Raw genomic sequence first — 24,620 nt, forward strand, 5'->3', positions numbered from 1 at the left:
TTATCGGCGCATTTGGTGAAGGGGTGGGACGAAGTCTCCAACGGTCTGTACTGGTATGAGTCAGAAGCTAGGCTTTTAGTCCCACCCACCCCTTCAAGTCTAAACATACAAGCGAGGCTAGCCTGCGAATGCCGATAACGCGGTATACCTGCCGCACCGCGTTGATTGGTTCGCGGGCAAGCCTCGCTCCAACAGAATCGGCTATCCTCCAGTCTCTTCAAACGAGACTGGAGCCTCCATGCCCCCCGCCCGTCTACTCGCCCCGCTAAGCCTTTGCCTGCTCGCTGCCTGCGCGCAGCAACCCCGACATATCGTCACCCTCGAAAAACAAAGCGAATGCCCGCTGGCCCTGAAAACCGGGCAGATCCTGCTGTTGACCCTGCCCAGCACACCCACCACCGGCTACCGCTGGCAGATCCAGAACCCGGCGCAAGGCATCTTGCGCAGCATGGGTCCCGAGGTGTACAGCAACCCCGAGGACAAAAACATGGTCGGCAGTGCCGGTCAGTCGGTATGGCGTTATCGGGCGGCGGACGCTGGCAGCGGTCACCTGATGATGGTTTATCAGCAGCCTTGGGCGCCGGAAGTCGCACCAGAGCGCACTTTCGACTGCGTGATTACCGTCAATGAGTGAGTTTTAGCCAACTTCGCGCAGATGAGGTTTCGGCAGGGGCGTGGAATTGGCTAAAATGCCGCACTTTTCAGCCCTATGCCGGAACTGCCGTGAGCAAAGAACCCGACCGTCTATTCGCCCAGCCCCTTGCCCAGGTGCCGGACTTCGCCTTCAACGAGGACGTGGTGCGGGTGTTCCCGGACATGATCAAGCGCTCGGTGCCGGGTTATCCGACGATTGTCGAAAATCTCGGCGTGCTCGCGGCGCAATTCGCCCAACCCAATAGCGTGTTGTACGACCTGGGCAGCTCCTTGGGTGCCGTGACTCAGGCCTTGCGCCGCCATGTGCGAACCGAAGGCTGCAAGGTCATCGCTGTGGATAATTCGGCGGCCATGGTTGAGCGTTGCCGGGAATACCTCAATGGGCAAGACTCGATGTTTCAGGAGTTGCTGCCGGTGCAGGTCATCGAAGGCGACATTCTGGCCCTTGAGTTCCAGCCCGCCTCGGTGGTGGCACTCAATTTCACCCTGCAATTCATCGCCCCGGAGCTGCGTCTGACCCTGTTAAGCCGCATTCGTCAGGCGCTGGTGCCGGGCGGCGCGCTGATTCTGTCGGAGAAGCTGCGTTTCAATGACGAACAGGAACACGCGCTGCTCACCGATCTGCACGTAGCCTTCAAGCGCGCCAATGGCTACAGCGAACTGGAAATTGCCCAGAAACGCAGCGCCATCGAAAACGTCATGAAGCCCGACAGCCTCGACGAACACCGCCAGCGCCTGCTTGATGCAGGATTTTCCAAGGTGGTGCCCTGGTTCCAATGCCTTAACTTTGCCTCGTTGATTGCCCTGCCATGATTGATCTCGCTCCTCTGGTCCGCCGTCTGGCGGGCACTCCCCTGGCTGAGTGGGCCAATGGCCTGCAAGCGCAACTCGATACCAAGATGACCAAAGGCCACGGCGATCTGGAACGCTGGCAAGGTGCGCTCAATGCCCTGCCCGACTTGATGCCGACCCGCGTCGATCTGACGGACAGCTTTACCCTGGACGCCGACTGCGACGGCGAAACCCGCACGCAGGTGCGCAAGGCGCTGTTGGGCCTGTCGCCGTGGCGCAAAGGGCCGTTCGATGTGTTTGGCGTGCATGTGGATACCGAATGGCGCTCGGACTGGAAGTGGTCGCGGGTATCCCCGCATCTGGACCTCAAGGGCAAGCGCGTTCTGGACGTCGGCTGCGGCAATGGTTATTACCAGTGGCGCATGCTCGGCGCAGGGGCCGACAGCGTGATTGGCGTCGATCCGAACTGGCTGTTCTTCTGCCAGTTCCAGGCCATGCAGCGCTTCCTGCCCGACCTTCCGGCGTGGCATTTGCCATTCACGCTTGAGGATTTGCCAGCGCGGCTCGAAGGCTTCGACACGGTGTTTTCCATGGGTGTGCTGTATCACCGCAAGTCACCTATCGATCACTTGCTGGCGCTCAAAGACTGTCTGGTCAAAGGCGGTGAACTGGTGCTGGAAACCATGGTGATCGAAGGCGACGTGCATCAAGTGCTGGTCCCGGAGGACCGTTACTCGCAGATGCGCAACGTCTGGTTCCTGCCGTCGGTGCCGGCGCTGGAGCTGTGGCTGCGCCGCGCAGGCTTCGTCGATGTGCGCTGCGTTGACGTCAGCGTCACCACGGTTGAGGAACAGCGCGGCACGCAATGGATGCGCTTTCAGTCCCTGAGCGACTTTCTTGATCCGGACGATCACAGCAAGACCGTGGAAGGCCTGCCCGCGCCGATACGGGCGGTGATTGTGGGGCGCAAGCCTTGACGGCCCCTGATACGACCTGTGGGACCGGCTTTAGCCGGGAAGAGGTCGGTATGTTCACGGCATCGCTACCATCAGGATGCCGTTTTCCCGGCTAAAGCCGGTCCCACAGGCTGTGCTAGCCCTTATAAGCCGCCGCCATAATCAACGCCTTCATCTCCGCCACCGCCGACTTGAAGCCCACGAACAGCGCGTGAGCCACCAGCGCGTGGCCGATGTTCAGCTCGTTCACGCCCTTGATCGCCGCAACCGCTTCGACGTTGTGGTAATGCAGGCCGTGTCCTGCGTTGACGATCAAACCTTCAGCCAGGCCAAACGCTACACCATCAATAATGCGTTGCAGCTCGTCGGCGACTTCCGTCGGGGTCTGGGCGTCGGCATAACGGCCGGTGTGCAACTCGACGGCGGGCGCGCCAACCCGTTTGGACGCGGCGATCTGCCGCTCGTCGGCATCGATGAACAGCGACACTTCGCAACCGATCTTGCTCAAGCGCTTAACGGCCGCCTGAATGCGCGCTTCCTGGCCTGCTACGTCAAGACCGCCTTCGGTGGTCAATTCCTGACGTGTTTCCGGAACCAGACAGACATGCGCGGGACGCAGGCGCTCGGCGAAAGCCAACATTTCGTCGGTCACGCCCATCTCGAAATTCATGCGTGTTTGCAGCACGTCCTTGAGCAGCAGCACATCGCGCTCCTGGATGTGGCGGCGGTCTTCGCGCAAATGCACGGTGATGCCATCGGCACCCGCCTCTTCGGCATCCAGCGCGGCCTTGACCGGGTCCGGGTAACGCGTGCCCCGGGCCTGACGCAATGTGGCGACGTGATCGATGTTTACGCCAAGAAGGATGCGAGTGCTGTGGGTCACGGGTGTCTCCTGAAAGATGGGCGGAACAGGTCGGTGAGCATAAAGCCTGTTTACGGCTTGCGAAACAGTTCGCGACTGACTAATGGACGGCCGCCGAGGTGAACGGCCAGTGCCTGACGCATCAGCCGCTTGGCGGCCGACAACGCACCCGGCGCGCTCCAGTCGGCTTCGGCCATGGCCAGCAGCTCGACGCCCTGGAACAGACCAGGCTGCAACAGGTACACCCGCTCCAGCCCGGCGTCCACTTGCAGACGGTACATCCCGTCGCTGGCCAGCGGTTCGCCGTTGACGTCCATATCCAGCGCGAAGCCGTAGCCCAGATCGTCGAGCAGGCGCCATTCGAAAGAACGCAACAGCGGTTCCAGCGGACGTCCTTCGGCCAAAGCCAGCAAGGTTGCAGCGTAATGATCAAAGACGGCGGGATGGGGATCTTCGGCAGGCAGCAGGCGGATGATCAGCTCATTGAGGTAAAGGCCACTGAACAGCGCCTCGCCCACCAGCCAGCTGGCAACGCCCGAGGCTTCCATACGCCCGACATTCTTCAGTTCGCCTCGGCCACGAAACTCGATTTCAAGCGGCACAAAAGGGCGCGCCAGCGTACCGGCCTTGCCACGCGCACTGCGCAGCACAGCACGCAAGCGACCTTGCGGCGTGAGGAAATCGACGAGTGCGCTGTTCTCACGGTACGCCCGGCTGTGCAACACGTAAGCAAGTTGGCCGATTGGCGCGCTCATTGTTCAGGCAGGCTCGAAAGAAGCGAAGACAACGGGGGAATGTGGCTGCCAGTGGCAGAGCGGGTAAACGCTCGGCCACTGAGCATTGAGCTTACAGGTCGCCGTAGCCCAACGAACGCAGGGCGCGCTCGTCATCGGACCAACCGCCTTTGACCTTGACCCAAAGGTTGAGCATGACCTTGGAGTCGAACAGTAGCTCCATGTCGCGGCGCGCGTCGGTGCCGATGCGTTTGATGCGCTCGCCCTTGTCGCCAATGATGATTTTCTTCTGGCCGTCACGTTCGACGAGGATCAAGGCGTGAATATGCAGGGTTTTGCCCTGCTGCTTGAACTCTTCGATTTCAACGGTGATCTGGTACGGCAGCTCGGCACCCAACTGACGCATGATCTTCTCGCGAACCAGCTCGGCGGCCAGAAAGCGGCTGCTGCGGTCGGTGATCTGATCTTCCGGGAAGAAGTGCTCGTTCTCCGGCAGATGCTTGGCGATCAGGGTTTCCAGCGCTTCGAGGTTGTGCCCGTGCTGCGCGGAAATCGGCATGATCGACGCGTTTGGCAGTTGGCCTTGCAACCATTCCAGATGCGGCATCAGCTCGGTCTTGTCTTCCAGGCGGTCGGTCTTGTTGATCGCCAGAATCACCGGGCCCTGCACGTACTGCACGCGTTCGAGCACCATCTGGTCTTCGTCGGTCCAGCGCGTACGGTCGACCACGAAAATCACCACATCAACGTCTTTCAACGCTGCCGATGCGGTTTTGTTCATGTAGCGATTGAGGGCTTTTTCGCCGTTCTTGTGCATGCCTGGGGTATCGACGTAAACCGCCTGGATGGCGCCTTCGGTCTTGATGCCCAGCATGTTGTGACGGGTGGTCTGCGGCTTGCGCGAAGTGATCGCCAGCTTCTGACCCAGAATATGGTTGAGCAGCGTGGATTTGCCCACGTTCGGGCGGCCGACAATGGCGACATAGCCACAGCGTGTTGCGATTGGATCATTCATGGCCGTTCTCCACGCCAAGGGCAATGAGTGCTGCGGCCGCTGCTACCTGTTCGGCAATGCGACGACTGACACCCTGACCCCGGCTTTTTTCATTCAATAAGGTGATCTCGCATTCGACGAAAAAGGTTCGGCAATGCGGTTCGCCCTGGATATCCACCACTTCGTAACGCGGCAGGTCACAGGCACGCGACTGGAGAAACTCCTGCAGTCGGGTCTTTGGATCTTTGTTGGTGTCCACCAGCGTCAGGCTGTCGAACTCGGTGGTGAGCCAGTCCAGGACCCGCTCGCGCGCCGCGTCCATGCCCGCATCAAGGTAGATCGCACCGATCAGCGCCTCAAGGGCATCGGCAAGAATCGACTCGCGACGAAAACCGCCGCTCTTCAGTTCGCCGGAACCCAGACGCAGGTATTCGCCCAGATCGAAACCACGGGCCAGCACGGCCAGGGTTTCACCTTTGACCAGCCGCGCCCGCAGGCGCGACAACTGGCCTTCGCGAGCCTGGGGGAAGCGGTCGAACAGCGCTTCGCCGGCCACGAAGTTGAGAATGGCATCACCGAGGAATTCCAGGCGCTCATTGTTGCGACCGGCAAAACTGCGGTGAGTGAGGGCCAGGACCATCAGTTCCTGATCCTTGAAGGTATAGCCGAGCTGGCGCTCCAGGCGACTCAACGAAACGCTCACGGTTTACCCACGCTGAATGTGTCGTCGAACTTGACCACCAGATCGATATTCTGGATCAGTGCTTCACGCTTCTCATATTTCAAATGGGCGAGAAACTTGTTGTTTTCCACCGTCACACTTAACACCTTGTTCAAATCCAAATCCCGAATACTGTTGACCTGCATGCTTTTACCGACATAACCGTAGAAATCGCTGACCGTAGTGATATTCAGGGAAGGGTTGGTATCGACCGCCTCAATGGCGCTCTTCAGTGCCCTGTGGTCGAGATAATGCGGGACCAGCTTGAATGCCACGTTGGCGACAAACGCTAACAGCGCCAGGGCCAATAGCAATCCCACAAACGACAACCCTTTCTGCGAACCGGCGACTTTCATATGAAACCTCAAGGATAGCCCGTCGAAAGCGGTCGACAGGATTGCTCCACTGCGACACCGATTCGAGCCTGCCTAAATGACATACGGCGCTGTATCACACAGCGCCGCATTGATTACTTGATCAGCCCTACCCGCGAGAAGTTGGGCAGGTGACTCAATTTAGGCTCAGGCCAGCTCATCCATACGGCGAACGCCTTGCCGACAATGTTCTTGTCCGGAACCATGCCCAGCTCGTCCTTGGGAATACTTGGATCATCCCAGTAACGGCTGTCGTTGGAGTTGTCCCGGTTGTCGCCCATCATGAAGTAATGCGCGGCCGGAACCGTCCACTCCCGATCAGGTGGCGCCCGGTAACGGGTCATTTCCTGACGGATCTGGTGCTCGACCTCTCCCAGTTTCTCGTTGTAAAGCTCCGCGCTGCCCAAGGTGCCCGGCTCAGTGCCGATCAACTGCTTGGCCACCAGCTCTCCATTGACGAACAGTTTCTTGTCGCTCGTATAACGGATCTGGTCGCCCGGCAAGCCAACGACGCGCTTGATGTAGTTGACGCTCGGATCGCTCGGGAAGCGAAACACCATCACATCGCCACGCTGTGGATCGCCAATCTGAATGACCTTCTGGTCCAGCACCGGCAAGCGAATGCCGTAGGAGAACTTGTTCACCAGAATGAAATCACCCACTCGCAGCGTCGGGATCATCGAGCCCGACGGAATCTGGAACGGCTCAACCAGAAACGAACGCAGGACGAGGACGATGAACAGCACCGGAAAGAACGATTTGCCGTATTCAACCAGCAACGGTTCTTTGTTCAGGCGCTCGACAACCTCGATGTCCGGCTGGGTGACACTGCCTTGATACGTCGAGATGGCCGTCCGGCGACGAGGCGCCAGAACGATCAGATCGAGTAATGCCAGCAGACCGCAGACAAAAACAGCGATGACTAACAACAGCGGGAAATTTAGTGACATAGGACCTGACTATTCCAACCTGAGCACTGCAAGGAAAGCTTCCTGTGGAATTTCCACGTTGCCGACCTGCTTCATGCGTTTCTTACCGGCCTTTTGCTTCTCCAGCAATTTACGCTTACGGCTGACGTCGCCGCCATAACATTTGGCCAGTACGTTCTTTCTCAGCGCCTTGACAGTGGTACGTGCAACAACCTGCCCGCCAATGGCGGCCTGGATTGCCACATCGAACATCTGTCGAGGGATCAACTCTTTCATTTTCTCGGTCAACGCGCGACCTTTGTAGTTCGCGTTGTCGCGGTGAACGATCAATGCCAGGGCATCGACTTTCTCACCGTTGATCAGCACATCGAGCTTGACCAGGTTAGCGGACTGGTAACGATCAAAATGATAGTCCAGCGACGCATAACCACGGCTGACCGACTTGAGACGATCGAAGAAGTCCAGGACCACTTCGTTCATCGGCAGGTCGTAGCTCACTTGTACCTGAGTACCAAGGAACAGCATGTCGTGCTGCACGCCGCGCTTTTCAATACACAGCGTAATGACGTTCCCGAGGTGCTCCTGGGGCACAAGAATATTGGCCCGCACGATCGGCTCGCGGGTATCTTCGATGGTCGACAGATCCGGCAGCTTGGACGGGTTATCGACGTAAATTGTTTCACCGGTCTTGAGCAGCAGCTCGAAAATTACCGTCGGCGCGGTGGTGATCAGGTCCAGGTCGTATTCGCGTTCCAGACGCTCCTGGATGATCTCCATGTGCAGCATGCCGAGGAAGCCGCAACGGAAGCCGAAGCCCAGAGCGTCGGAGCTTTCCGGCGAATACTGCAGCGACGAGTCGTTGAGGGTCAACTTCTGCAGAGCTTCACGGAAGTCCTCGAAGTCGTCGGAGCTGACCGGGAACAGACCGGCGTAAACCTGCGGCTGAATGCGTTTGAAACCAGGCAGCACTTCGACATCAGGCGTGGTGCTCAAGGTCAGGGTGTCACCCACCGGCGCGCCGTGAATGTCCTTGATACCCGCGATGATGAAGCCTACTTCGCCGGCTTTCAGGTCAACCGTGGCCGTGTGCTTGGGGGTGAAAACGCCCACGCTGTCGACCAGGTGCATCTTGCCGGTGGATTTGACGAGAATCTTGTCGCCCTTGCGGACCCGACCGTGACGTACGCGCACCAGGGAAACAACGCCCAGGTAGTTGTCGAACCAGGAGTCGATGATCAACGCTTGCAGCGGCGCTTCGATATTGCCGGTAGGCGCCGGAATGGTATGTACCAGTCGCTCCAGCACCAGATCGACGCCCATGCCGCTCTTGGCGCTACAGGCCACGGCGTCAGTGGCATCGATGCCGATGATCTTCTCGATTTCTTCCTTGACGCGGTCCGGATCGGCCTGCGGCAAGTCCATCTTGTTCAGCACCGGCATGACCTCAAGGCCCTGCTCGATGGCGGTATAGCAGTTGGCTACGGACTGGGCTTCAACGCCCTGGCCCGCATCGACGACCAGCAACGCACCTTCACACGCCGCCAGGGAACGGCTGACTTCATAAGTGAAGTCCACGTGGCCCGGGGTGTCGATGAAGTTCAGCTGATAGGTTTTGCCGTCGTTGGCCTTGTAGTGCAGCGTGACGCTATGGGCCTTGATGGTGATCCCGCGCTCGCGCTCAAGATCCATGGAGTCAAGTACCTGGGCTTCCATCTCGCGCTCGGACAAGCCGCCGCACATCTGAATGAAACGGTCGGCCAGCGTCGACTTGCCATGGTCAATGTGGGCGATGATGGAGAAATTGCGGATATGACTCAAATCACTCACGGATCAACACTCAAAAAGGTTGCAGGCAGTTTACCCGCCGAAAAATAGCCGGGAATTGTACCTGAAGTAACGCCGGGGCGTCACGTTCACAGGCGAGCGGATCGGCATTAGCCTTGGCGGCGCGCATAAGAAAGGGCGGTAATGACCGCCCTCTCTGGTTAACGCAGGTGCCTACTCGGCGAGCTTGAAGGTAATGAAACTGGCGCGACCCTGGCGCAATACGCGCAGGGAAACCGAACGATTCTTCGGCAGGCCTTTTGCCACCTCAGTAAAGTTCTTGGCCGACGAGATCGCCTGATTGTTCAGGTGAGTGATCACATCGCCAGGCTGCAGGCCGATCAGGGCAGCAGGACCTTCCTGGACTTCCTTGATGATCACGCCGCCCTTCAGGTCGAGGCTTTTCTGCTGCTCAGCGGTCAGGTCAGCGACCGTGACACCCATACGGTTGCTGCTGCGCTCTGCGCCCGCACCGTCCTTCGCGCCCATTTCCTGACCTTCATCCGGCAGCGCGCCGACCGTTACGTCCAGCATCTTGCGCTTGCCTTCGCGGATCACGTCCAGCTGGACCTTGCTGCCATCCTTGAGGTTGCCGACGATTTGCGGCAAGTCAGCCGACATCACAATCGGATGGCCATTGGCGTTGAGAATCACATCGCCTACTTGCAGGCCACCCTTGGCAGCCGGGCCGTCTTCAAGTACTTGAGCGACCAATGCACCGGCCGGCTTGTCCAGCCCGAACGACTCAGCCAGGTCTTTGTTGACCTCCTGAATGACCACGCCCAGCCAGCCGCGATTCACCTTGCCGCTGGCCTTGAGCTGATTGGCTACGTCCATCGCGACGTTGATCGGAATGGCGAACGAAAGGCCCATGAAGCCGCCCGAGCGGGTGAATATCTGCGAGTTGATGCCCACCACCTCACCCGACATGTTGAACAGCGGACCACCGGAGTTGCCCGGATTGATCGCCACGTCAGTCTGGATGAACGGCACGTACGTGTCGTTGGGCAGGCTGCGCCCTTTGGCACTGACGATCCCTTTGGTCGCCGAGTGATCAAAACCAAACGGCGAACCGATAGCCAGTACCCACTCGCCGACTTTCAGCTTCTCGGAGTCGCCCAGTTTCACCGTTGGCAAATCCTTGCCTTCGATCTTCAGCACGGCCACGTCGGTCCGCGGATCAGTGCCGACCAGCTTGGCTTTCAGCTCACTGCGATCAGACAGACGAACGAGGATTTCGTCGGCACCTTCAACTACGTGGTTATTGGTCAGGACGTAGCCGTCAGCGGAAATGATGAAACCTGAACCGAGGGATTGCGCTTCACGCTGGCGATCCCCTTTTGGGGAGCCGGGCGCGCGCGGGCCCTGGTTTGGCATGCTGCGCTCCAGGAATTCGCGCAGCATCGGTGGCAGACCTTCGAGATCCGGCATCTGCCCGGCGACCGCACGATCCGGCAGTTTCTGGCGAGTACTGATGTTCACCACCGCAGGCGACGCTTGCTCGACGAGTGTGGTGAAATCCGGCAACGCCTCGGCCTGGGCAGTAGCAACCTGCCCCAACATCAGCACGGCGGCCATCAGTGAAAGATAGGACTTAAAGCTTGGTATCAACATACGGCTCCCGTTAACGACGAGCATGGTTAAGCAATACAGATCGAACGACATAACGGCTCGCGTGAAGCATTCGGAAAAAGCACGCGACCATCAGTCAGCATTTTTTGGCTCGGAAACAACAAAGGCCAGAGCTGCGAAGCTGTGACCTATAGAAAAAAACGAGGATTTTTGCAACTTTCATACCTCACCAAACGTTTCAGCGACTGACCCAAAAGCCCTGAAAAGCCAGTCTATACGGCATATCGGGCCCAAGATGAAAGCTTTTACATCTTGGGCCCGGATCATCGTCACGCAGACTACTTTTTGCTCGGCGGGACGTCGGCGCTGCGCATGGAAAGCGCAATACGCTCGGCAGTGCCAATCGGTATCTCGCCGACGACCGTCACCATGGCATCACCCTTCGCCGTCGTCAGGCGTCGCGATACTGCAACGGTAGGACCGAGCTGTGTGCGAATGTCAGTTACCGTTGCTGCACTTACCGGTTCGATAAATACCGAGAACCGCGAAAGACCGTCGTCATACATCAGGCTGGAAACCAGCACTTTTGACGTCGGGTCCATACGGGATGTATTGCTGGTGAGCTCGAAGCCGGGCGGAGTCCATTCGGAGCGCCACGGGCCGGGTTTACCGGGTACTTCAGGCTTGGCCTTGGTCGTCTCGACGGGCTTGCAATCTGCGCTTGGCTGCAAGACCTGATCGTTCGGGATATCTGCTGTGTCGAGTTCGGTGAACTGGAAACGCTCCAGCAACTGCCCCTTCTCGCTTAACAGCAGCGATTTGAGTGGCAATCCGGTTTCGTTATCCAGATGCAATTCGATACCGAATCGATGCTGATCCTTGGGCGTCATCGCGATAATGGTCGCCGGACGGCCAGCCACTCTCGACTTGCCGACAGTTTTCATGTCGTACAAGGCCGAAAGCTTCTTTAGATCGAATGTTCTCGCCGGGGAATCAGGCAGATTGCTGACGCCCGCTTCAAGGGTACCGCTGACGCATTGGGTCAAACCGTCGACGCGCAACACTTCCTGCGCGGAGCCATCCAGCTGAAGCAGATGTTCCCTGACCTTGCCAGCGACGACGCGGTGCCAGATCCGATGGGTAGAAAAACTACCATTGCGCTCGTAAACGAAAGTACCTTGAAAGCTTTGTTGTTGCTGCGCCTGCGCAAGACGCTTGAGCATATCTTGCGCATCATCGGCATGAGCGGGGAGGACAAGCCACCCACCTAACAGCAACGGCAGTAGAGGGACGGCGCGCATGTTCCTCCTTAACGGTTTTCCAGGCTGGCGGCGCGAGCGTAAGGCAGAGCGCTTTCAGTCCCCTTCAACGCAGCTTGCTGAGCATGTTGACGCAGGTAACCCGGCAAACGCTGATCATGCCAGCCAGCCTGATTCTGCAATACACCGTTAGCCATAGGGCCAGGTGCCTGCTCAGAGCTTTCGGTATAGCCAGCCAGGACTGCCGGACCCTTCACTTGAGGGGCAGACAGGGCTGCAGGCTGTTGAGTCTGCTGTGCAAGTTGCGCACCGGCAATCTCGTCCTGGTTGTACAAGCGAACGCCAGCCAATACCGCAACGGTAACGGAGGCAGCGACGGCCAGGCGACCCAGGCTACGCCAAGGACCACGACCGGCCTTGAGTGGGCTGACTTCATCGGCGATTGCGGCGGAAACAGCAGCCGTAATGTCCAGATGAGGGATCAACAGCTCTTTATGCATGGCTGCACGGGCAATCTGATAACGAGACCATGTGGCACGTGTGTCCGCATCGTCAATGGCATTTAATACCCGACGTAATTCCAATTCGTCCGCTTCGTTATCCATCACCGCGGACAGCGATTCCTGCAGGGCTTCACGACTCATGGCGGTTCCTCTCTTGGCTATCGCCGCTGTCTCAGGATTCCTGCAACAAAGGCTGCAGGGCTTTATCGATGGCTTCCCGAGCGCGGAAAATCCGAGATCGCACGGTACCCACCGGACATTGCATGACGCTGGCAATGTCCTCGTAACTCAGACCATCGAATTCGCGTAAAGTTAGAGCTGTACGCAAATCTTCTGGTAGCAACTGGATGGTTCGATGGACAGTTCCTTCGATTTCATCCCGCAGCAATGCACGCTCTGGGGACTCGATGTCCTTGAGGCCATGATCGCCGTCGTAGAACTCCGCATCTTCAGACCTTACATCGCTATCTGGTGGCCGCCGACCTCTGGACACCAAATAGTTTTTCGCCGTGTTAATGGCGATGCGGTACAGCCATGTATAAAAGGCGCTGTCTCCGCGAAAGTTTCCAAGCGCGCGATAAGCCTTGATAAAGGCTTCCTGCGCAACGTCCTGGGCTTCATGGGTGTCGTGCACAAACCGCACGATCAACCCGAGAATCTTGTGCTGATATTTCAGCACCAACAGATCAAAAGCTCGCTTGTCGCCGCGTTGTACGCGCTCGACCAGCTGCTGATCCTCTTCCTGGGTTAGCATGAACACTCCTCATTGAGCTTAAAGGAGCATTGCAGCGGCCATTGTAACGGCTTGCATACATAGACTCGGGCTTCTCGCAAAAGTTCTCCCCCTCCAAGCAAGTTTCCGGCTGACACTCATAGGCCTGCACGAAAAACGCAGCTCGAACTAGGTCGGCTGCGCGAATAATCTTGTCGTCGAAATCGCTGGCGATGGCTGTAAATAGCCCCGCATTAAGCCGACGCTGTCCTTTTAAAGGCAACCTGCTATTGAGCCCGGGCCATATCAAAAAGTTCCCAGATTTAACAATCAGGTGTAATACCCACTTTACCTTCCCCGTAGGAAAAACTAACTGACGCCGTAATACTCCGCGTCACAACCAGCAGGAAAATGGGTATGCACGAGGCTTTGGACTGGCGCACAATCCCAAGCCGCTGTGGTTTCACAATGCCATAAAAGTGCGGCCATTGTGCCGATCCACCCATACTTATACTAGTGGCCGCTTGATGCGGAATTCAGACATGAGCCAACATTTCCAACACGATGTACTGGTGATCGGCAGCGGCGCGGCAGGCTTGAGCCTTGCGCTGACATTGCCCGCTCATCTGAGCGTTGCGGTTTTGAGTAAAGGTGAGCTGGCCAATGGCTCCACATTCTGGGCTCAGGGCGGTGTTGCTGCCGTGCTGGACGACACCGACACCGTGCAGTCCCATGTCGAAGACACCCTCGACGCAGGCGGCGGCTTGTGCAACGAAGACGCCGTGCGATTCACCGTTGAGCATAGTCGCGAATCGATTCAGTGGCTGATTGATCAAGGCGTGCCGTTCACCCGTGATGACCAGACCAGTACTGAAGACGGCGGGTTCGAATTTCACCTGACCCGCGAAGGCGGTCACAGCCATCGACGCATCATCCACGCAGCCGATGCGACCGGTGCCGCAATATTCAAGACGTTGCTGGCCCGGGCCCAGGAACAGCCGAACATCGAGTTGCTGGAGCAACGTGTCGCGGTCGATCTGATCACCGAACGACGCCTGGGCCTGGACGGCAAACGTTGCCTCGGTGCCTATGTCCTCAACCGCAGTAGCGGCGAAGTCGACACTTATGGCGCGCGCTTCACGATTCTGGCAACAGGTGGCGCTGCCAAGGTTTATCTATACACCAGCAACCCCGATGGCGCCTGTGGCGACGGTATCGCCATGGCCTGGCGTTCGGGTTGTCGGGTAGCGAATCTGGAGTTCAACCAGTTCCACCCGACTTGCCTCTACCATCCTCTGGCCAAGAGTTTTCTGGTGACAGAGGCGTTGCGCGGCGAAGGGGCTTATCTGAAGCTGCCCAATGGTGAACGCTTCATGCAGCGCTTCGATCCTCGCGCAGAGCTGGCACCGCGCGACATAGTTGCCCGAGCCATCGACCATGAAATGAAACGCCTGGGCATCGATTGCGTCTATCTGGATATCAGTCACAAACCGGAAGAATTCATCAAAAGCCACTTTCCGACGGTTTACGAACGCTGCCTGGAATTTTCCATCGATATCACTCGCCAGCCGATCCCCGTGGTCCCGGCCGCGCATTACACCTGCGGCGGCGTAATGGTCGACGAGCATGGCCGCACCGATGTGCCGGGCTTGTACGCTATTGGCGAAACCAGCTTCACCGGCCTGCATGGCGCAAACCGCATGGCCAGCAATTCGTTGCTGGAATGCTTTGTCTATGCCCGTTCCGCAGCCGCCGATATCCTGCGGCAGTTGCCCGAAAGCTCGGCCCCGCAGAGCCTGCCCAGTTGGGACGCCAGCCAGGTGACCGATTCGGATGAAGACGTGATCATCGCTCACAACTGGGATGAACTGCGGCGCTTTATGTGGGACTACGTCGGGATCGTGCGCACCAACAAGCGCCTGCAACGCGCCCATCACCGGGTCCGCATGCTGCTGGATGAAATCGACGAGTTCTATAGCAATTACAAGGTCAGCCGCGACCTGATCGAGCTGCGTAATCTGGCTCAGGTGGCCGAGTTGATGATCAATTCAGCCATGGCACGCAAGGAAAGCCGTGGCCTGCATTACACCCTGGATTACCCGGACATGCTGCCCGAGGCGCTGGACACTATTCTGGTGCCGCCCACCTACGCCGGCTGAACTTCAAACGCACTCGCATGCGCCGGTGTTCGTCCGGCGCCATTGCATCGCGGGGAATGCACAGGCCGCGCACCCATCGCGAACCTGAGCCGCCCTTGCCCGCCAACCGAAAGCGCAGCACCACGAGCAGCGGCAGCGCCATGCTGTCGCGACGCAGCTGCACGGCTTGCCAGCCATTCTGCTGATTCCACAGCTGCCAGCCGTCTGCATCGCGCCGCAGCGCAGTGAATGCCGACGGACGACTCAGCAAAACCCGGCTCGGGATGACCCAAAATCCGTGAGCGATGCACAGCAAAACGCCACCGAGCAAAGCCCAAGGCGGGATATCCAGCAGGTAAAGCGCAATCAGCGCCAGCAACTGGGCACTCAGATACGCCGCAAGCAGCCACCGGGACGGCTGCCAACGGCATTCAAAACGATCAGGCAGGCTGGACACGATCCAGAATCATGCGAACCATGCGCTGCAACTCGGCGTCTTCCGACTCCGCGCGTTGCATGAACCAGCCGAACATATCCTGGTCCTCACACGTCAGCAGGCGGCGATACAGATCGCGGTCCACATCGTTAAGCGTCGGGTAGACTTCCCGGACAAACGGTACCAGCAGCACATCCAGTTCAAGCATGCCGCGGCGGCTGTGCCAGTAAAGGCGGTTGAGTTCGACGTCTTCGACCATGGAGCGCTCCTCAAAATAGGCGGCGAGTATACAACCGCAGGCCAGCTGCGCGAACCGCACAATGGTCGCAGTAGTTTTCATGTACCCATAATGAACACTGGGCACTATCATGTGCCCCAGACTTTTCAGGCCCGCGAAGACCCATGTCCGATTCAGCTTTCTTCTGCCCGCTTTCCCATGAAGGGGTTCTTGCCGTCCGCGGCGTGGACGCCAGCAAATTCCTGCAAGGACAACTGACTTGCAACCTCGACTACCTGAGCGATGCAAAAGCGACCCTGGGCGCGCGCTGCACGCAAAAAGGCCGCATGCAGTCGAGCTTCCGCATCCTGCTTGAAGGTGACGGCTGCCTGCTGGCGATGGCCAGCGAGCTGATCGAGCCACAACTGGCCGACCTGAAAAAATACGCAGTGTTCTCCAAGTCAAAACTGAGCGACGAGAGCGCTTCCTGGCTGCGCTTTGGCCTGCAGGACGGCGACGGCGCGCTGGTCAGCCTCGGCCTGGATTTGTCGCAGGACACCGACTCGGTTGTGCGCGACAACGACTTGATCGCCATCCGCGTCTCCCCGGCCAGGGCCGAGCTCTGGGTTCGCGCCGAACAAGCCGCCGATATCCGCTCGCGTCTGGCAGCACAATTGTCCGAAGGCACGCTCAACGATTGGCTGCTGGGGCAGATTCGTGCAGGTATCGGACAAGTGGTAGGGACCACGCGGGAGGAGTTCATTCCGCAAATGTTGAACCTGCAAGCGGTCGGCGGCGTGAGCTTCAAAAAGGGCTGCTACACCGGTCAGGAAATCGTTGCGCGCATGCAATATCTGGGCAAGCTCAAGCGCCGTTTGTATCGACTGACACTCCCGCAACAGAGCGTTCCAGAGCCAGGCACTGCGCTGTTTTCCCCGGTTCATGCCAGCGCCGTGGGCAACGTCGTGATCGCTGCCCAGACATCGAACGGCGTCGAATTACTGGCTGTTTTACAGGGCGATGCGGCTGAAAGTGGCCAGATCCATCTGGGGTCGGTTGAAGGTCCGGCACTGCAATTGGCCGAGCTGCCTTATACCCTCGACAGCAAACTCGAAACCCAGCGCTGATAGCAATCGAACGCCTGGGTTCAGTCAATGTCTGCTTACTGCCCCGCCTCCGCCCTTCCGGGTCTGGAGGTCCCAGACTTCCCTTCGCCAACGAGATGCGACATGAGTGAAATGGCTGACGAAGTGCAGAGGAATTTGATCAAGGCCATCGATAGAGATGCCTTGTTTCTGCCTACCCTGCCGGAAGTAGCACTAAAAATTCGTCTCGCCGCAGAAGACACCGAGATAAGCATTGCCGCCCTGAGCAAAGTCATCGGCAGCGATACAGCGCTTTCCGCACGACTGATCAAGGTGGTCAACAGCCCCTTGCTGCGCCCGAACTTTGAAGTCAGTGACGTCAATACCGCCATCACCCGGCTGGGCGTCATTTACAGCTGCAACCTGGCCATCGGTCTGGTGGTCGAGCAAATGTTCCACGCCAAGTCGCCAGTGGTCGAACGCAAAATGCGGGAAATCTGGCAGCAAAGCCTGCAAGTGGCGGGTATCAGCTACGCGCTGAGCAGTCGACGTGCTCACCTGCGACCTGATCAGGCAACGCTGGCCGGGCTGATCCATCTGATTGGCGTGCTCCCGATCCTGACCTATGCCGAGGACCACAACGAGCTGCTGTCCGATGAGGTCAGCCTCAACCATGTGATCGAGCAGATTCATCCGGTGATTGGCGAACGACTGCTGCGCTCTTGGGATTTCCCCGAGCCGTTGGCTTCGGTGCCCGCCAAATTCCAGAACTTCACCCGCGTCTCGCAACGCGCTGACTACATCGACCTGGTGCAGGTTGCGACGGTGCACCTGCATCAAGGGACGGCGCATCCGTACAGCCAGATCGAATTGAGCAGCCTGCCTGCGTTCCATCAACTGGGGCTGGACATGAGCGGCGGTCACCTGGGCGCAGAAATGGATGAAGCCAAGCTCATGCTTTATTGAGCTGCGATGAAATCTGACCCTCCGAGGCGCCTGATTCGCGGGCAAGCCTCCAACGGATCTGGACGTACAGCCGATGCATTTGCGTCTACTGGAATGCCGTCTTCCCGGCTAAAGCCGGTCCCACAGTGGGACCGGCTTTAGCCGGGAAGGCGTCGGTTCAGACAATACGTCTGGCGCCTGGCGGTTGCCCCCGGACATAGAATCTCCAACGAGATCACCAGAGCGTCGCATCTGCGGAGAACTTAATTTCTTTTGTTGGAGGCTTGCCCGCAAAGAACGATAACGGTGTCGGTGGTTGAAACTGGCTTTATTGAGCCGCTACAAAGCTGACCCGCACTTTCAAACCTTGCTCGGCCCCGTCATGCAAACTGATCTGCGCCAGATGCGCCCGGCAAATCTCGCCAACGATCGCCAAACCCAATCCCGATCCGCTGCCCTGCTGACGACTGCGATAAAAGCGCTCGAAAACACGGTCGCGCTCGGCTTCTGGTATGCCGGGGCCATCATCTTCAACCTCAAGAATGCCCGGAGCGCTGACCCGCAGAATCACATTGCCACCCGATGGCGTGTGCGCCAGGGCATTGTCGATGAGATTACTCAGCAATTCGTTGAGCAAGGTCGGCTCGCCCCGCAGCCAGACCGGATCATCAGCCTCAAGCGCCAGCGCAACGCCATGCGCGTGTGCCAGCGGCGCCATGGCCATGCCGAGTTCGCGGGCCAACTGACTCAGATCCAACAGCTGCGCACCACCCTCGGCGATGGCGCGCGCACCGTTTTCAATGCGTGCCAGAGACAGCAATTGATTGGCCAGATGGGTCAGTCGATCCGTGCCTTGCGCCGCGCTTTCCAGCGTCGTGCGCCAATCGGCGGGTTCATGGGAGCGCAGCCCCAACTCGACCCGAGCCTTGAGCGCTGCCAGCGGCGTGCGCAGTTCGTGGGCGGCATCGGCAATGAACTGCGCCTGACGCTCGAATTGCTGACGCAGACGCTCGGTAAAGTGGTTGAGGGCGCTGACCAGCGGGCGCAGCTCGTGCTGGACTTCGACCAGCGGCAATGAGCGCAGATCGTCGGGCTGACGCTCTTCGACCTCGGTGCGCAGTCGCTCCAGCGGGCGCAATGCCGCACTGACGGTGAACCAGACCAGCAACAACGCACCCGCGCCAAGCATTCCCAGGCGCAACAAGGTATCGGCCATCAGACCGCGCGCCATTCTGACCCGTGCCTCCTCGGTTTCCGCGACACGGATCTCCGCCATGCCGTTCATGTTCGGCTCGCTGACCGGCTTGAGCAGGCTGACAACCCGCACGTCCTGACCCTGATAGCGGGCGCTGTAGAAGCTGGCCAGCGCCGGGTAGTCATCGGTGCGCAAGGTGCCGGGAGGCGGTGGCGGCAGACTTTCGTAGCCCGAGATCAACTGTTTGTTGATGTCGTTGACCTGGTAATAAATGCGCCCGACGCTGTCGTAAGCGAACGTGTCCAGGGCGATATACGGCACATCGGCGCTCAGCGTGCCATCGCGCTGGGAAACCCCGGCGGCAATGGTTCGCGCCGACGCCAGCAGCGTCCGGTCGTAAGCGGTATCAGCGGCTTCGCGGCCGTTCCAGTAAGCGCTCAGGCCGCTGGCCAGCATTAATACGGTCAACAGCAGCCCGAGATTCCACAGTAAGCGCCAGCGAAGACTGTTATGCCGGCTCATCGCGACTTTCCAGCAGATAACCCAGGCCGCGGAAGGTCACGATACCCACTGGCTGGCCGTCGAGCTTCTTGCGCAAGCGATGCACGTAGATTTCGATGGCATCGGCGCTGGCTTCTTCATCCAGGCCGAACACCTGGGAAGCCAGCTGTTCCTTGCTCATCACGCGACCGGGCCGCGCAATCAGCGCTTCCAGCACCGCTTGCTCCCGGGAAGTCAGGGTCAGCAGTTCATCGCCAAGGGTGAAGCGCCGGGTATCGAGGTCGTAGACCAGTGCGCCGCAACGTTGCTGGCGCTCGCCGCCCAACACACTGCGGCGCAGCAGCGCCTTGACCCGCGCTTCCAGCTCGGAAAGCTCAAACGGCTTGGCCAGATAGTCATCGGCGCCCAGATTGAGACCATGGACACGATCCTTCACATCGCTGCGGGCGGTCAGCATCAACACCGGCAGGTTTTTGCCGCGCCCGCGCAGACGCGCCAGCACTTCAAAGCCATTGAGGCGCGGCAAGCCGACATCGAGGATGGCAACGGCATATTCCTCGCTGCTCAGGGCCAGATCGGCGGCAACACCGTCGTGCAGGACATCCACGGTCAACCCTGCGCTTTTGAGCGCCTGTGCCACACTTTCAGCCAGTTGTGGATGATCTTCGACGAGCAGAACACGCATCGACTTCTCCTGATTGCGTGACATTAAGAGCGCGGAGTTTACAGGCGCGCCGCGGCCTGTGAAGCACGAAACGCCTGCAAACTCATTTTAGTTGGCCGCTGAAAGGTAGCTGAAAGGTTTGTGAAAGCTTCGCTGTTTAGCATCGCGAAAAGGCCCGCAAGTCGGGACCGAAAGAAAAGCGCCACGACGCGTTTTCACAATAAAAACAAAAAATGAAAAACGGAGTTATCCATGAACAATCCCACGACCAAGCCTGGGTTGTCAGCTGTTCCGAATTCACCCCCCTCTTCTCGTACGTCCTCGACCTTTGCTGGCATTCACCTGCCGCGTCGATTATCTGCGCCCGCTCGCCCCACTCCGTATTCGGCTGACCGCCACCGATGAAACGTTTCGCCTGAACCGTCGGTTGCTGCGCTGCGTGACTGTTTCAACATCTAAAAAGCAACATCCAAAAACAACAACTCTTCTGGAGACTGACCATGAACTTGTCTTTGCGTCGTTTCGCTGTAGCCGCGGGTTGCATGATGCTCGCCACTCAGCTGTTCGCCGATGAACCCAAGCGCCCTGAATGCATCGCGCCCGCCTCGCCGGGCGGTGGTTTCGACCTGACCTGCAAACTGGTGCAGAGCGCGCTGATCAACGAAAAAATTCTTACCAAGCCGATGCGTGTGACCTACATGCCCGGCGGCGTTGGTGCTGTGGCCTACAACGCGGTGGTCGCTCAGCGCCCTGCCGATGCCGGCACGCTGGTGGCGTGGTCCAGCGGCTCGCTGCTGAACCTGGCGCAAGGCAAATTCGGTCGTTTCGACGAAAACGCCGTGCGCTGGCTCGCTGCGGTGGGCACCAGCTATGGCGCCATCGCGGTGAAAGCCGATTCGCCTTACAAAAACCTCGACGATCTGGTCAAGGCCCTCAAGGCCGACCCGAGCAAAGTCGTGATCGGCTCGGGCGGCACCGTCGGCAGCCAGGACTGGATGCAAACCGCACTGATCGCCAAGGCCGCCGGTATCAACCCGCGCGACCTGCGTTATGTCGCCCTCGAAGGCGGCGGTGAAATCGCCACGGCTCTGCTCGGCGGGCACATTCAGGTGGGCAGCACCGACATTTCCGACTCCATGCCGCACATCCTCAGCGGTGACATGCGCCTGCTTGCCGTGTTCGCCGACAAGCGTCTGGACGAGCCGGAAATGAAAAACATCCCGACGGCCAAAGAGCAAGGCTATGACATCGTCTGGCCGGTGGTTCGTGGTTTCTACCTCGGGCCAAAGGTGACCGACGCCGAATACAACTGGTGGAAAGACGCTTTCGACAAGCTGCTGGCCTCGGAAGACTTCGCCAAGTTGCGCGACCAGCGTGAACTGTTCCCGTTTGCCATGACCGGCCAGGAACTGGACACCTACGTGAAGAAACAAGTCGCCGACTACAAGACCCTGGCTAAGGAATTCGGCCTGATTCAGTGATCGCCTGACTGACTAGCGGTTGCGCCTGCCAGCGAGGCGGCGCAACCCGGGAGCTTGCACCATGTTGATCCAACGATTTTTTGCCGCGTTTCTGCTGCTGGTCTGCGCCGGCCTGGCATTGATGGCCTGGCCCTATCAAGCGCCATTTTCCTACGAACCGGTCGGCCCACGGGCGTTTCCCCTGCTGATGCTGGGCCTGATGGGGCTCGCGCTGGTGTACATGCTGTTCCGCCCGACGCCCATCGTTCATACCGAAGAAGACCCGAAGCTGGACCGCGAAACCATCATCAAGATCACCGCCTGCGTCTTCTTGCTGCTGATTTTCGCCGGCCTGTTCGAACCGTTGGGCTTCATTCTCAGCAGCATCCTGATCGGCATTCCCATGGCGCGCCTGTATGGCGGGCGCTGGGTGCCAAGCGTGATCGTGGTGATTTTGATGAGCATCGGCCTTTACCTTCTATTCGATAAAGCCATGGACGTTCCGTTGCCCCTGGGCTTGCTTGACGTTCTGGAGAACTGATCAATGGATACTTTCAGCTACCTCGGCCAGGGCTTCGGCGTTGCGCTGACGCCTTACAACCTGATTACCGCACTGTGCGGCACCCTGATCGGCACAGTCGTCGGCCTGCTGCCGGGGCTGGGTCCGATCAACGGCGTTGCGCTGTTGATCCCGATTGCCTTCGCGCTCGGCCTGCCGCCGGAGTCGGCACTGATCCTGCTGGCGGCGGTTTACCTGGGCTGTGAGTATGGCGGCCGGATCAGTTCGATCCTGCTGAACATTCCGGGCGAAGCCTCGACAGTCATGACCACCCTCGACGGTTACCCAATGGCTCGCCAGGGTCTGGCGGGTGTGGCGCTGTCGTTGTCGGCATGGAGCTCGTTCATCGGTGCGCTGATTGCGACCTGCGGCATGGTGCTGTTCGCCCCGTTGTTGGCGAAATGGGCGATTGCTTTCGGTCCCGCGGAATATTTCGTGTTGATGGTGTTTGCCATTGTCTGTCTCGGCGGCATGGCGGGTGATCGGCCACTGAAGACGTTCATTGCCGCGTTGATGGGCCTGTTCCTGTCGGCCGTCGGCATCGACGCCAACAGCGGCGTGTATCGCTTCACCGGCGACAATATTCACCTGACCGACGGCATTCAGTTCGTGGTGCTGGTACTGGGGCTGTTCTCCATCAGCGAGATTCTGTTGCTGCTGGAAAAAACCCATCGTGGCCAGGAAGCGGTGAAAGCCACCGGCCGCATGATGTTCAACTTCAAGGAAGCCAGTGCGGTATTCGTGGTGAATATCCGTTGCGGCCTGCTGGGCTTCATCATGGGCGTATTGCCAGGTGCGGGCGCAACATTGGCCAGCGCCGTGGCGTACATGACCGAGAAGCGTCTGGCGGGTGCAACCGGCAAATTCGGTCAGGGCGATATGCGCGGCCTCGCCGCTCCAGAAACCGCAATCGGTGCTTCGGCGTGTGGTGCTCTGGTGCCCATGCTGACCCTGGGTGTTCCGGGTTCAGGCACCACGGCGGTGATGATTGGCGCACTGTCGTTGTACAACATCACGCCCGGCCCGATGCTGTTTCAACAGCAACCGGACATTGTCTGGGGCCTGATCGCTTCGTTGTTCGTCGCCAACATCATGCTGGTGATTCTCAACATCCCGATGATCCGCATCTTCACCCGCATCCTCAATGTGCCGAATTGGGCGCTGGTGCCGGTCATCGCGATCATCACCGGGATCGGCGTCTACGCAGTGCATGCCACGACATTCGACCTGTTCCTGATGGTTGGCATCGGTATCTTCGGTTACATCCTGCGCAAGCTGGACTTCCCCTTGTCGCCAATCCTGCTGGGTTTCATCCTCGGCGGCTTGATGGAACAGAACCTGCGTCGTGCGCTGTCGATCTCCAATGGCGCGATGGAGATTCTCTGGTCCAGCCCGATCACCATCGGCGTCTGGGTACTGACCATCTTCATGCTGGTGTTCCCGCTGATCCGCATCTGGCGCAAACGTGCATTGCAGCGCAGTGCGGCAACCAGTGTCTGATCGACCCTTCAGGACCTGGTGGGCAACACCGCTGGTCGGCCTGCTTGGCGGATTTCTCGCCAGCCAGGTCGGCTGGCCTCTGCCCTGGATGGTTGGCTCGCTACTGGCGATCATCCTGGTGCGCTGCCTGACTCCCTGGCAACTGGCAGAAATCCCCGGCGGCCGCAAATGCGGTCAATGGGTGGTCGGCATCGGCATTGGCCTGCACTTCACTCCGGTGGTGATTGCCCAGGTCATGGCGCATTTCGGCCTGATCTTTTTCGGCGCACTGGTCACCAGTGTTTCCAGCGTTGTCGGGGTGTGGTTGATGCGGCGCAGCGGGGAAGATCGTGCTACCGCGTTCTTCTCCAGCATGCCCGGCGGCTCCGGCGAAATGGTCAACCTTGGCGCGCGCAACGGCGCCATTCTCAGCAGCGTCGCCGCCGGGCAAAGCCTGCGCGTACTGGCGGTGGTGCTCTGCGTTCCAGCCATTTTCAAATACTTGTTGGGCGATGGCACACCGGCCTTCCATCCAGGTTCCGTTGACTGGTGGTGGCTTGCGGTTCTGTTTCCAATGGGCGCCGCCGTGGCCTGGCTTTGGCAACGCCTGAAGCAACCCAATCCATGGCTGTTCGGCCCTTTGTTGGTGAGCGCGACGGTCAGCATTGCCTGGGATCTGCACATCGGTTTGCCTGATGGCGGCAGTCAGATTGGTCAATGGCTGATCGGCAGCGGTTTGGGCTGTCATTTCAACCGTGAGTTTTTCCGCCGCGCACCTGCGTTTATCGGCAAGACGCTACTCGGCACCGCGCTGACCATGCTCATCGCCGCCCTCGCCGCGTTGGGGCTGAGCGCAGCAACCCATCTGGATCTGCGTTCACTGACCCTGGGCATGATGCCCGGCGGCATTGCCGAAATGAGCCTGACGGCGGAAGTGCTGCAACTGTCTGTGCCGTTGGTGACGGCGATGCAGGTGATGCGCTTGCTGTTCGTGTTGTTTCTGGCGGAGCCGGTGTTTCGGTATTGGGATAGGCGAGAGCAATCCTGAATAGCAT

At 59.0% G+C, this 24,620-nt stretch carries 25 protein-coding genes; 10 read left to right on the forward strand and 15 right to left on the reverse strand.

Translation table 11 applies throughout. From position 1 onward, the window contains the following. Positions 1–238 precede the first annotated feature (238 nt). The 3 genes from ACP7E4_RS26085 to cmoB all read left to right on the forward strand — a co-directional run bounded on the left by ACP7E4_RS26085 (position 239) and on the right by cmoB (position 2,423). Positions 239–634, forward strand: coding sequence for a protease inhibitor I42 family protein (locus ACP7E4_RS26085; RefSeq protein ID WP_426118686.1), 396 nt, complete (start codon positions 239–241; stop codon positions 632–634). Between the two features lie 89 nt (positions 635–723). Then, the gene (gene cmoA / locus ACP7E4_RS26090; RefSeq protein WP_331150821.1) at positions 724–1,467 is read left to right on the forward strand and encodes a carboxy-S-adenosyl-L-methionine synthase CmoA; all 744 of its coding nucleotides are present in this window, start codon (positions 724–726) and stop codon (positions 1,465–1,467) included. Continuing rightward, positions 1,464–2,423 (forward strand): tRNA 5-methoxyuridine(34)/uridine 5-oxyacetic acid(34) synthase CmoB, encoded by a 960-nt coding sequence (cmoB, locus tag ACP7E4_RS26095; protein ID WP_426118684.1) that lies wholly within the window; start codon positions 1,464–1,466, stop codon positions 2,421–2,423. The genes cmoA and cmoB overlap by 4 nt, the downstream gene beginning before the upstream one ends. A gap of 115 nt (positions 2,424–2,538) precedes the next feature. Here the strand turns inward: cmoB and pdxJ are convergent, their stop codons facing one another. From pdxJ to rpoE, 11 genes are all read right to left on the reverse strand, one after another. After that, positions 2,539–3,285 (reverse strand): pyridoxine 5'-phosphate synthase, encoded by a 747-nt coding sequence (gene pdxJ, locus ACP7E4_RS26100; RefSeq protein ID WP_426118683.1) that lies wholly within the window; start codon positions 3,283–3,285, stop codon positions 2,539–2,541. 50 nt (positions 3,286–3,335) lie between these two features. Beyond that, on the reverse strand, positions 3,336–4,019 hold the full coding sequence (recO, locus tag ACP7E4_RS26105) for a DNA repair protein RecO (protein ID WP_426118682.1): 684 nt from the start codon (positions 4,017–4,019) through the stop codon (positions 3,336–3,338). A 91-nt stretch (positions 4,020–4,110) separates the two neighbouring features. Further along, positions 4,111–5,013, reverse strand: coding sequence for a GTPase Era (era, locus tag ACP7E4_RS26110; RefSeq protein WP_426118681.1), 903 nt, complete (start codon positions 5,011–5,013; stop codon positions 4,111–4,113). Next, the gene (gene rnc, locus ACP7E4_RS26115) at positions 5,006–5,695 is read right to left on the reverse strand and encodes a ribonuclease III (protein ID WP_020288886.1); all 690 of its coding nucleotides are present in this window, start codon (positions 5,693–5,695) and stop codon (positions 5,006–5,008) included. Before rnc ends, era begins: the two co-directional genes overlap by 8 nt. Next, the gene (locus tag ACP7E4_RS26120) at positions 5,692–6,069 is read right to left on the reverse strand and encodes a DUF4845 domain-containing protein (protein WP_426118680.1); all 378 of its coding nucleotides are present in this window, start codon (positions 6,067–6,069) and stop codon (positions 5,692–5,694) included. Before ACP7E4_RS26120 ends, rnc begins: the two co-directional genes overlap by 4 nt. A 113-nt stretch (positions 6,070–6,182) precedes the next feature. Continuing rightward, positions 6,183–7,037 (reverse strand): signal peptidase I, encoded by an 855-nt coding sequence (gene lepB, locus ACP7E4_RS26125; protein WP_020288884.1) that lies wholly within the window; start codon positions 7,035–7,037, stop codon positions 6,183–6,185. 9 nt (positions 7,038–7,046) lie between these two features. Further along, positions 7,047–8,843: a translation elongation factor 4 gene (gene lepA / locus ACP7E4_RS26130; RefSeq protein WP_020288883.1), complete on the reverse strand. Its 1,797-nt coding sequence runs from the start codon at positions 8,841–8,843 to the stop codon at positions 7,047–7,049. A 171-nt stretch (positions 8,844–9,014) separates the two neighbouring features. Continuing rightward, positions 9,015–10,418 carry a DegQ family serine endoprotease gene (locus ACP7E4_RS26135; RefSeq protein ID WP_426118690.1) on the reverse strand — a complete coding sequence of 468 codons (1,404 nt, stop codon included), beginning with the start codon at positions 10,416–10,418 and terminating at the stop codon, positions 9,015–9,017. Between the two features lie 332 nt (positions 10,419–10,750). After that, on the reverse strand, positions 10,751–11,713 hold the full coding sequence (locus tag ACP7E4_RS26140) for a MucB/RseB C-terminal domain-containing protein (protein ID WP_426118679.1): 963 nt from the start codon (positions 11,711–11,713) through the stop codon (positions 10,751–10,753). An 8-nt stretch (positions 11,714–11,721) separates the two neighbouring features. After that, on the reverse strand, positions 11,722–12,315 hold the full coding sequence (locus ACP7E4_RS26145; RefSeq protein WP_065835468.1) for a sigma-E factor negative regulatory protein: 594 nt from the start codon (positions 12,313–12,315) through the stop codon (positions 11,722–11,724). Between the two features lie 31 nt (positions 12,316–12,346). Continuing rightward, positions 12,347–12,928: an RNA polymerase sigma factor RpoE gene (gene rpoE / locus ACP7E4_RS26150; protein ID WP_020288878.1), complete on the reverse strand. Its 582-nt coding sequence runs from the start codon at positions 12,926–12,928 to the stop codon at positions 12,347–12,349. Between the two features lie 500 nt (positions 12,929–13,428). Between rpoE and nadB the strand changes: the two genes are divergently transcribed. Next, positions 13,429–15,045 carry an L-aspartate oxidase gene (nadB, locus tag ACP7E4_RS26155; RefSeq protein ID WP_426118677.1) on the forward strand — a complete coding sequence of 539 codons (1,617 nt, stop codon included), beginning with the start codon at positions 13,429–13,431 and terminating at the stop codon, positions 15,043–15,045. On the opposite strand, the gene ACP7E4_RS26160 is transcribed toward nadB, so the two are convergent. Beyond that, the gene (locus ACP7E4_RS26160) at positions 15,014–15,481 is read right to left on the reverse strand and encodes a protein YgfX (RefSeq protein ID WP_426118675.1); all 468 of its coding nucleotides are present in this window, start codon (positions 15,479–15,481) and stop codon (positions 15,014–15,016) included. The two genes, nadB and ACP7E4_RS26160, sit on opposite strands and share 32 nt — an antisense overlap. Beyond that, entirely contained in the window at positions 15,465–15,719 is a 255-nt protein-coding gene (locus ACP7E4_RS26165) for a succinate dehydrogenase assembly factor 2 (protein WP_065835518.1), read from the reverse strand. Before ACP7E4_RS26165 ends, ACP7E4_RS26160 begins: the two co-directional genes overlap by 17 nt. A gap of 143 nt (positions 15,720–15,862) precedes the next feature. On the opposite strand from ACP7E4_RS26165, the gene ACP7E4_RS26170 reads away from it, so the two are divergent. After that, complete coding sequence (locus ACP7E4_RS26170; RefSeq protein ID WP_426118673.1) at positions 15,863–16,804, forward strand: YgfZ/GcvT domain-containing protein; 942 nt, start codon at positions 15,863–15,865, stop codon at positions 16,802–16,804. Between the two features lie 102 nt (positions 16,805–16,906). Continuing rightward, positions 16,907–17,728 carry an HDOD domain-containing protein gene (locus tag ACP7E4_RS26175; RefSeq protein ID WP_426118671.1) on the forward strand — a complete coding sequence of 274 codons (822 nt, stop codon included), beginning with the start codon at positions 16,907–16,909 and terminating at the stop codon, positions 17,726–17,728. A gap of 307 nt (positions 17,729–18,035) precedes the next feature. On the opposite strand, the gene ACP7E4_RS26180 is transcribed toward ACP7E4_RS26175, so the two are convergent. Beyond that, entirely contained in the window at positions 18,036–19,424 is a 1,389-nt protein-coding gene (locus ACP7E4_RS26180) for a sensor histidine kinase (RefSeq protein WP_426118669.1), read from the reverse strand. Further along, the gene (locus ACP7E4_RS26185; protein ID WP_426118668.1) at positions 19,411–20,088 is read right to left on the reverse strand and encodes a response regulator; all 678 of its coding nucleotides are present in this window, start codon (positions 20,086–20,088) and stop codon (positions 19,411–19,413) included. The genes ACP7E4_RS26180 and ACP7E4_RS26185 overlap by 14 nt, the downstream gene beginning before the upstream one ends. Before the next feature lie 473 nt (positions 20,089–20,561). Here ACP7E4_RS26185 and ACP7E4_RS26190 point away from each other — a divergent pair, with 473 nt between their 5' ends. From ACP7E4_RS26190 to ACP7E4_RS26205, 4 genes are all read left to right on the forward strand, one after another. Continuing rightward, the gene (locus tag ACP7E4_RS26190) at positions 20,562–21,548 is read left to right on the forward strand and encodes a Bug family tripartite tricarboxylate transporter substrate binding protein (RefSeq protein ID WP_170826384.1); all 987 of its coding nucleotides are present in this window, start codon (positions 20,562–20,564) and stop codon (positions 21,546–21,548) included. A 61-nt stretch (positions 21,549–21,609) separates the two neighbouring features. Then, a complete protein-coding gene (locus ACP7E4_RS26195; protein ID WP_426118666.1) occupies positions 21,610–22,068 on the forward strand; it encodes a tripartite tricarboxylate transporter TctB family protein in 459 nt (152 codons plus the stop codon). 3 nt (positions 22,069–22,071) lie between these two features. Continuing rightward, entirely contained in the window at positions 22,072–23,586 is a 1,515-nt protein-coding gene (locus ACP7E4_RS26200; RefSeq protein ID WP_426118664.1) for a tripartite tricarboxylate transporter permease, read from the forward strand. Further along, positions 23,579–24,613, forward strand: a complete 1,035-nt coding sequence (locus ACP7E4_RS26205) for an AbrB family transcriptional regulator (RefSeq protein WP_426118663.1) — start codon at positions 23,579–23,581, stop codon at positions 24,611–24,613. The genes ACP7E4_RS26200 and ACP7E4_RS26205 overlap by 8 nt, the downstream gene beginning before the upstream one ends. Positions 24,614–24,620: the final 7 nt, after the last annotated feature.

This window comes from Pseudomonas sp. DSP3-2-3 (assembly GCF_049898225.1).
In the GTDB taxonomy this organism is placed as follows: Bacteria; Pseudomonadota; Gammaproteobacteria; order Pseudomonadales; family Pseudomonadaceae; genus Aquipseudomonas.

Bases quoted from the DNA above. Each gene is read 5' to 3' on its own strand.
- ACP7E4_RS26085 (WP_426118686.1), top strand. From the start codon at position 239: ATGCCCCCCGCCCGTCTACTCGCCCCGCTAAGCCTTTGCCTGCTCGCT.
- cmoB (WP_426118684.1), top strand. From the start codon at position 1,464: ATGATTGATCTCGCTCCTCTGGTCCGCCGTCTGGCGGGCACTCCCCTG.
- recO (WP_426118682.1), bottom strand. From the start codon at position 4,019: ATGAGCGCGCCAATCGGCCAACTTGCTTACGTGTTGCACAGCCGGGCG.
- era (WP_426118681.1), bottom strand. From the start codon at position 5,013: ATGAATGATCCAATCGCAACACGCTGTGGCTATGTCGCCATTGTCGGC.
- ACP7E4_RS26120 (WP_426118680.1), bottom strand. From the start codon at position 6,069: ATGAAAGTCGCCGGTTCGCAGAAAGGGTTGTCGTTTGTGGGATTGCTA.
- lepB (WP_020288884.1), bottom strand. From the start codon at position 7,037: ATGTCACTAAATTTCCCGCTGTTGTTAGTCATCGCTGTTTTTGTCTGC.
- ACP7E4_RS26135 (WP_426118690.1), bottom strand. From the start codon at position 10,418: ATGGCCGCCGTGCTGATGTTGGGGCAGGTTGCTACTGCCCAGGCCGAG.
- ACP7E4_RS26140 (WP_426118679.1), bottom strand. From the start codon at position 11,713: ATGCGCGCCGTCCCTCTACTGCCGTTGCTGTTAGGTGGGTGGCTTGTC.
- ACP7E4_RS26145 (WP_065835468.1), bottom strand. From the start codon at position 12,315: ATGAGTCGTGAAGCCCTGCAGGAATCGCTGTCCGCGGTGATGGATAAC.
- rpoE (WP_020288878.1), bottom strand. From the start codon at position 12,928: ATGCTAACCCAGGAAGAGGATCAGCAGCTGGTCGAGCGCGTACAACGC.
- nadB (WP_426118677.1), top strand. From the start codon at position 13,429: ATGAGCCAACATTTCCAACACGATGTACTGGTGATCGGCAGCGGCGCG.
- ACP7E4_RS26165 (WP_065835518.1), bottom strand. From the start codon at position 15,719: ATGGTCGAAGACGTCGAACTCAACCGCCTTTACTGGCACAGCCGCCGC.
- ACP7E4_RS26170 (WP_426118673.1), top strand. From the start codon at position 15,863: ATGTCCGATTCAGCTTTCTTCTGCCCGCTTTCCCATGAAGGGGTTCTT.
- ACP7E4_RS26175 (WP_426118671.1), top strand. From the start codon at position 16,907: ATGAGTGAAATGGCTGACGAAGTGCAGAGGAATTTGATCAAGGCCATC.
- ACP7E4_RS26180 (WP_426118669.1), bottom strand. From the start codon at position 19,424: ATGAGCCGGCATAACAGTCTTCGCTGGCGCTTACTGTGGAATCTCGGG.
- ACP7E4_RS26185 (WP_426118668.1), bottom strand. From the start codon at position 20,088: ATGCGTGTTCTGCTCGTCGAAGATCATCCACAACTGGCTGAAAGTGTG.
- ACP7E4_RS26195 (WP_426118666.1), top strand. From the start codon at position 21,610: ATGTTGATCCAACGATTTTTTGCCGCGTTTCTGCTGCTGGTCTGCGCC.
- ACP7E4_RS26200 (WP_426118664.1), top strand. From the start codon at position 22,072: ATGGATACTTTCAGCTACCTCGGCCAGGGCTTCGGCGTTGCGCTGACG.